This window comes from Microcystis sp. LE19-41.2A, assembly GCF_027530405.1.
Lineage (GTDB): Bacteria > Cyanobacteriota > Cyanobacteriia > Cyanobacteriales > Microcystaceae > Microcystis > Microcystis aeruginosa.
Map to the genome: position 1 here is coordinate 1 of NZ_JAPZQJ010000311.1, position 5,264 is coordinate 5,264.

At 43.9% G+C, this 5,264-nt stretch carries 9 protein-coding genes and 2 pseudogenes; 2 read left to right on the plus strand and 9 right to left on the minus strand.

Annotated features, from left to right (window positions below; all coding sequences use genetic code 11):
* Positions 1-437: 437 nt before the first annotated feature.
* Positions 438-1,157 carry a DNA/RNA nuclease SfsA gene (gene sfsA, locus O9290_RS13025; protein ID WP_288058963.1) on the plus strand — a complete coding sequence of 240 codons (720 nt, stop codon included), beginning with the start codon at positions 438-440 and terminating at the stop codon, positions 1,155-1,157.
* A 133-nt stretch (positions 1,158-1,290) separates the two neighbouring features.
* Here sfsA and O9290_RS13030 read toward each other — a convergent pair whose 3' ends face one another.
* The 9 genes and pseudogenes from O9290_RS13030 to O9290_RS13070 all read right to left on the minus strand — a co-directional run bounded on the left by O9290_RS13030 (position 1,291) and on the right by O9290_RS13070 (position 4,943).
* Positions 1,291-1,902, minus strand: a complete 612-nt coding sequence (locus tag O9290_RS13030) for an NYN domain-containing protein (protein ID WP_002756828.1) — start codon at positions 1,900-1,902, stop codon at positions 1,291-1,293.
* A gap of 22 nt (positions 1,903-1,924) precedes the next feature.
* Positions 1,925-2,593, minus strand: a complete 669-nt coding sequence (locus O9290_RS13035; RefSeq protein WP_288087136.1) for an energy-coupling factor ABC transporter ATP-binding protein — start codon at positions 2,591-2,593, stop codon at positions 1,925-1,927.
* A gap of 376 nt (positions 2,594-2,969) precedes the next feature.
* Complete coding sequence (locus tag O9290_RS13040) at positions 2,970-3,239, minus strand: UPF0367 protein family (RefSeq protein WP_002790236.1); 270 nt, start codon at positions 3,237-3,239, stop codon at positions 2,970-2,972.
* Between the two features lie 207 nt (positions 3,240-3,446).
* Complete coding sequence (locus O9290_RS13045) at positions 3,447-3,665, minus strand: type II toxin-antitoxin system HicB family antitoxin (RefSeq protein ID WP_002756831.1); 219 nt, start codon at positions 3,663-3,665, stop codon at positions 3,447-3,449.
* Positions 3,665-3,886: a type II toxin-antitoxin system HicA family toxin gene (locus O9290_RS13050; protein WP_002756832.1), complete on the minus strand. Its 222-nt coding sequence runs from the start codon at positions 3,884-3,886 to the stop codon at positions 3,665-3,667. Before O9290_RS13050 ends, O9290_RS13045 begins: the two co-directional genes overlap by 1 nt.
* A 22-nt stretch (positions 3,887-3,908) precedes the next feature.
* Positions 3,909-4,049 carry a type II toxin-antitoxin system HicA family toxin gene (locus O9290_RS13055; RefSeq protein WP_002756833.1) on the minus strand — a complete coding sequence of 47 codons (141 nt, stop codon included), beginning with the start codon at positions 4,047-4,049 and terminating at the stop codon, positions 3,909-3,911.
* 35 nt (positions 4,050-4,084) lie between these two features.
* The gene (locus tag O9290_RS13060; RefSeq protein ID WP_288058961.1) at positions 4,085-4,279 is read right to left on the minus strand and encodes a type II toxin-antitoxin system HicB family antitoxin; all 195 of its coding nucleotides are present in this window, start codon (positions 4,277-4,279) and stop codon (positions 4,085-4,087) included.
* A 150-nt stretch (positions 4,280-4,429) separates the two neighbouring features.
* Positions 4,430-4,645, minus strand: a pseudogene (locus O9290_RS13065) (Txe/YoeB family addiction module toxin); the annotation flags it as partial.
* A gap of 37 nt (positions 4,646-4,682) precedes the next feature.
* Positions 4,683-4,943: a type II toxin-antitoxin system Phd/YefM family antitoxin gene (locus O9290_RS13070; protein ID WP_288058959.1), complete on the minus strand. Its 261-nt coding sequence runs from the start codon at positions 4,941-4,943 to the stop codon at positions 4,683-4,685.
* Between the two features lie 185 nt (positions 4,944-5,128).
* Between O9290_RS13070 and O9290_RS13075 the strand changes: the two are divergent.
* A pseudogene (locus tag O9290_RS13075) lies at positions 5,129-5,264 on the plus strand (IS630 family transposase); the annotation flags it as partial.

A 5,264-nucleotide genomic window follows, 5' to 3' on the forward strand; every position in this document is an offset into this window, starting at 1 on the left:
AAATCCTTATCTGGCAAGAGACTTAATTGATTAGTTCGCTCTAGATCGAAAACAATTGACAAAAATCGCCAAATGTCTTTCTCTATAAGAGTTTCATTCCTTATAATCCTGTACGTTGCATAAGACAAACCGAAGAACCATTAAAAATGGATTTTAGGTTCGATCCCCCCTGCCCCCCTTGATAAGGGGGGTGCCGATAGGCGGGGGGATTCCCCCTGCCCCCCTTGATAAGGGGGGTGCCGATAGGCGGGGGGATTCCCCCTGCCCCCCTTGATAAGGGGGGTGTCTGACAACTTTTAACGCCTACCTACTTATGAATTGGGTAGTGGGGTAGTGGGGAATTTAGCTGAAATTTCCCTATCTCCCCATCTCCTGTCTTCAGGTTAAGCTCCCAAAAAAAGGCTATTCTTTACCTTATATTCCTCGGCAGAAATTTCATGACTCCCTTGTTAGTTCACACTTACCCTTCTCTTGTCAAGGGTATTTTAATTAAACGTTACAAACGCTTTTTTGCCGATATACAATTGGACAACGGAGAATTAATTACGGCCCATTGCGCTAATACCGGACCGATGACAGATGTATGCTTAGAAGGTCAACCGGTTTATCTTTCTCGCAGTGATAACCCGAAGCGAAAATTAGCTTATACCTGGGAGATGATTCAACTGGGGGAGACTTGGGTGGGAGTTAATACCAATCTTCCTAATCAGGTGGTGAAAAATGCCCTGTTGCAAGGAGTTTTTCCCGATTTGGTCAAAAATGACACCGAAGTGCGGTCGGAAGTGGCCTACGGTCAAAATAACGGCAGTAGAATTGATTTTCTTTTGACCCATGGGGATAATTCCCTCACCTATATCGAGGTCAAAAATACCACTTGGAATCAGGGAGAAACGGCACTTTTTCCCGATACTGTCACCACGCGAGGACAGAAGCATTTACAGGAATTAATGGCTTTATTGCCGGCAGCGGAGGCGATTATGCTCTACTTTATTAATCGGGGTGATTGTGACCGATTTGCTCCGGGGGATAGTAAAGATGCTAAATACGGGCAGTTATTGCGTCAAGCAGTGGCTAAAGGAGTCAAGGTTTTACCCTGTCGCTTCCAAGTGACACCCACGGGAATTAATTATTTAGGTTTAGCAGAATTGCAGCTGTGAAACGAGTAGTTGAGAGCGGCCGGCTTTTGACAAAATCCCCCGAACCGCAACTGACCTTTAAAAACCTAGAGACACAGTTAGTTACCTGTGCCTCTACGGGGGATTTTTGTCGATACATATTTGAGGTAATTTGTCAAGGTTTTTGATAACTAATTCCGTGGCGCATTTTCTCTAATTTCTGTTGCACCTGAGCATCGAGAGAATGGAATAAAAAACGCCCTTTGGGACTTTGAGAAGAACTCTGGGATTGTCTCAGACGACGACCGGTTAAATCCACCTCGATTTCGAGACGTTGAGCGGAAATCCACTGGGCCCCATAACCCATAACGGTCATTTTTTGGGCATTATCAGAGGTAGCGACGATAATCCGTCCGATAGCTGGGGCGCGATCGTGCCAAAAATCGGCGCAGGTTTTCTCGATATAGGTGTCGGCGGTTTGAGCGTGAGCGGTAAAATAAACCGATAAATGGTTAGTGTAGCGTTCTTGGCTGCCGGGGGTATCTTGAAGGTAGGAATCGAAGACGATTTGGGTTTGATAACCCTGGTGGTGGGTGTAACCGATTAGGGTTTCAATTAACTTGTCTCGCGCCGGTTCGAGACCGTGGCGATCGCTAATTTTTTTCAGGGACGGCCAAGCGCCGATGACGTTGTAGCCGTCAACCAGCAGAAGGGAACGATCAGAGGAATTAACCATGGCTTTGAGAGTGATTGGTGTGGCATTAAGGGCAGTTCTAAAAAACAGCATCCTAATGATATTAACAAAAAATTTAAGATTCTCCCGCCGCACTTGCCAATAATCTCGCTTTTAATTCTAGGGCATTTCCCTGATCCGTTACCTTGCCCCCCTCTAACAAAAATGCTCCATCGCTGTAATCCAATTCATCAAGGCGATGAGTCACCCAAAGGGCTGTAATACCTCGGTTTTTGACCAAGTTCTGCACTTGAGAGACTAATTCTAGCTGGGTATCCCCATCCAAAAGGGCGGTGGGTTCATCAAAGAGCAAAACCTCGCAATGACGAGCTAAAGCCCCGGCAATGGCGATTCTTTGCTTTTGTCCGCCACTGAGAGCATATATCGGTCGTTTTTCCATTTCTAATAAATTCACCGCCCCTAGGGATTCCCGCACCCGGGCCCGAAGTGCCGGCGTGGATAAACCCTCGGATACCAACCCAAAAGCCACATCTGCCCCCACTGTTGGCATAACTAACTGATGGTCGGGATTTTGAAAAACAAAACCGAGGGGGTTAGGTATCTCTATTTCCCCGCGACTAGGTTTTAATAATCCCGCTAAGAGCCGCAGCAGGGTTGATTTACCGCTGCCATTTGTCCCCAACAACATCCAAAATTCTCCTCTGGGAACTTGCAAAGAGCAGCCATTTAATACTGATTTCCCATTCGGCCAGCTAAAGCAGAGGTCTGTTACTTTTATAGTCATGAATTATCAGCCTTTTCAGTTATCAGTTATCAGTTATCAGTTATCAGTTAAGTAGGTACGCGTTAAAAGTTGTCAGACACCCCCCTTATCAAGCTATCCCTTATAGGGATCTTTCTTAACAATTTTTGCAGTAAGCACTCCAACCCTTATCCTGACTTGATTTCAGTTTTTTCTTTGTCAGTAAGGGTGTCAACAAGGAATATTAAAAATTGTTAACCGAGTCTTGAAAGCCTTGTGCTACAAAGGTTTGAAATGTTAAGAAAGATGTGACTAAAGGACAGCTTATCACGGGGGGCAGGGGGGATCCCCCCGCCTATCGGCACCCCCCTTGATAAGGGGGGCAGGGGGGATATGAGAACTTTTAACACCTACCTACTTATTCTGTGGCTAAAGCGACAAACCCCGGCGCTCTACCGGTGGAGGCAGCCCCAGATTTTTGTGAAACAATCACCGCACTGATCTGATCGCTCAAAACCGCCACCTTTTTATCGGTTTGTTTTTCACAGGTTAATTCTAATAATTCCGGATTCGGCGATCGCATAGCGTTAATAATTGTTTGATACAAAGCGTCTGCTGCTGCTTCTTCCTTGCGCTGCACGGAAAGGGGGATGGGGGAGAGTTTCAGGGTAATATCGATCGAATACATAGTTTAGCGTTCCCTTCCAAAAAACAAGTCAAAAACCATTGTATAGCAGGGCTTGGGTGTTGGGGTTTTAGGGTATTAGTGATCAGATGTGGGTTTTCAGTTCACTGATTGCTGTTCACTGTGCAGATAACCCTAGCATCATCACCGATTAACTCTCGGCAGTCGGTGTGCAGAGGCGTTGTTATGCCCCAGGACCGAGCAGGAATATCAAGCGACCGATCTTGTTCTGGGTTCGGGAATCACTTCACCTTCTGTCCGCCAGGCTTCCAAGTACATTTCAATCACTTCTTCACCGTTGTGGATGGCCTCTTGACGAGTTTTGCCATGAGTACAAGGCATGACGACAAGATCAGAAAACTCTGGGATCGTTACTAGGAAAAGCTGATCCTCATCAGACCACTGAACAATCATGCTGTATTTATTCATTAATCTCCATCCTCTCGCAACTCTTTCAGTTCAGTCAGTAGTTTTGCCAGTTGTTTTTCTAGGTAAAGTGGGACATCATCTCCATCTTTGCCTGGGATTGTCAGTGTTTTTCCGATCAAAGGATGTCTCCAACGTTCATGGCTACCCTTGCCGCGTTTGGGTAAGTAAACAAATCCTTCACGGACAATTTGAGCTTTCAACTCTCGGATCTTTCTAGGCATGGAAGCATCTGATCATTCCACTCTATTCTCTCACTTCTCTCTTCTTTAAGCCATGTTTAGGAAATGGAACAGTAGTTGCACGTCCATCTTCAGGACAGAATTGTTTATGGGAGCCTTTCTGACGTACCTCAACAAAGCCAAGACTTTCTAAGATACGAACCACTTCCTGTGGTTTCAGAACAGGTATATTGCCGATGGTTACTGTGTACCAACAAATACTGTTTTAAATTTTGTTTGTTCATCCTCAAGGAGCATTTCTATCACTTCACAAAGATTTGTCTGTAATTTATCTAAAGTTTCACCTTGAGAATGTACTCCGGGGAACCCAGGGACATAACCAACATAGAGATTAGTATCAAAATCTTTTTCTACAACAGCAGTAAATGTGTTCATAACCGATACCTAATTTTTAGGCTGACCAGAATAAAAAATAATTATGACATAAATATATAAGGAGAGCGCTAACAAATCTTGGTGCGTTCCCAGGAATTTATTGGCGGAGTAATTCGGAGTTGTCGTGGGGAACGCACCCTACAGCGATGGCTAATCTTGGTAATGATAGCGACAGGAAATAATTGTTAGATAATGATCATCGACAACATAAACAAGACGATGAGCTTCATCCGTACGGGACCAAAAACCTGACAAATTCTCTCTCAAGGGTTCAGGTTTACCGATTCCTTCAAAGGGATTGGATAGAGTATCTTGGATGAGCAGATTGATTCTTTTCAGGGTTTTCTTGTCCTGAGATTGCCAATAAAGATAATCTTTTCATGCTTTACTACCCCAAGCCAACTTACGCATCGATTAAATCATGTTCTTGTGTTTTACCTGCTTGATATTCTGCGATCGCTTCTTGCAAATGTTGAGCATTAGCTGCAGATATTAAGAGATAAACTGTTTCCATCAGACTGTCATAATAACTTTTAGACATGATGACAACATCTTCTGTATCTCCTCTGACAATGAAAGTACAGTTTTTATCATTGGCTACTGTATCTATTACAGATTTAAAGTTTTTTCGGGCTTCACTAAAGTTGACAATGTTGACGCTCATCAGAGTTGTACATGGTTAAGTACAATTGTTATTATAGTTCTGTCCAAATCTGGTCGGCAAAACCCAAAGGCTTCGGGGAACGCACCCTCAAGCTATACTTTGCACGGCTACAACTTGCATTTTTTACTCAAAGACAATAATATAGTTTAAGAGTCATAATTAGAAGCAAAGCAGTCATTGAAAACATGATTAACCTAGAATTCACGGAAGAAGAAAAGAACTCACTGTCTTAGGAAAGATTTCATCATCCCCATCCCCGGGTTCAACTGAAGATGGAAGTTCTCTGGTTAAAGAGCCAAAAGATACCGCACCAAAAAATTT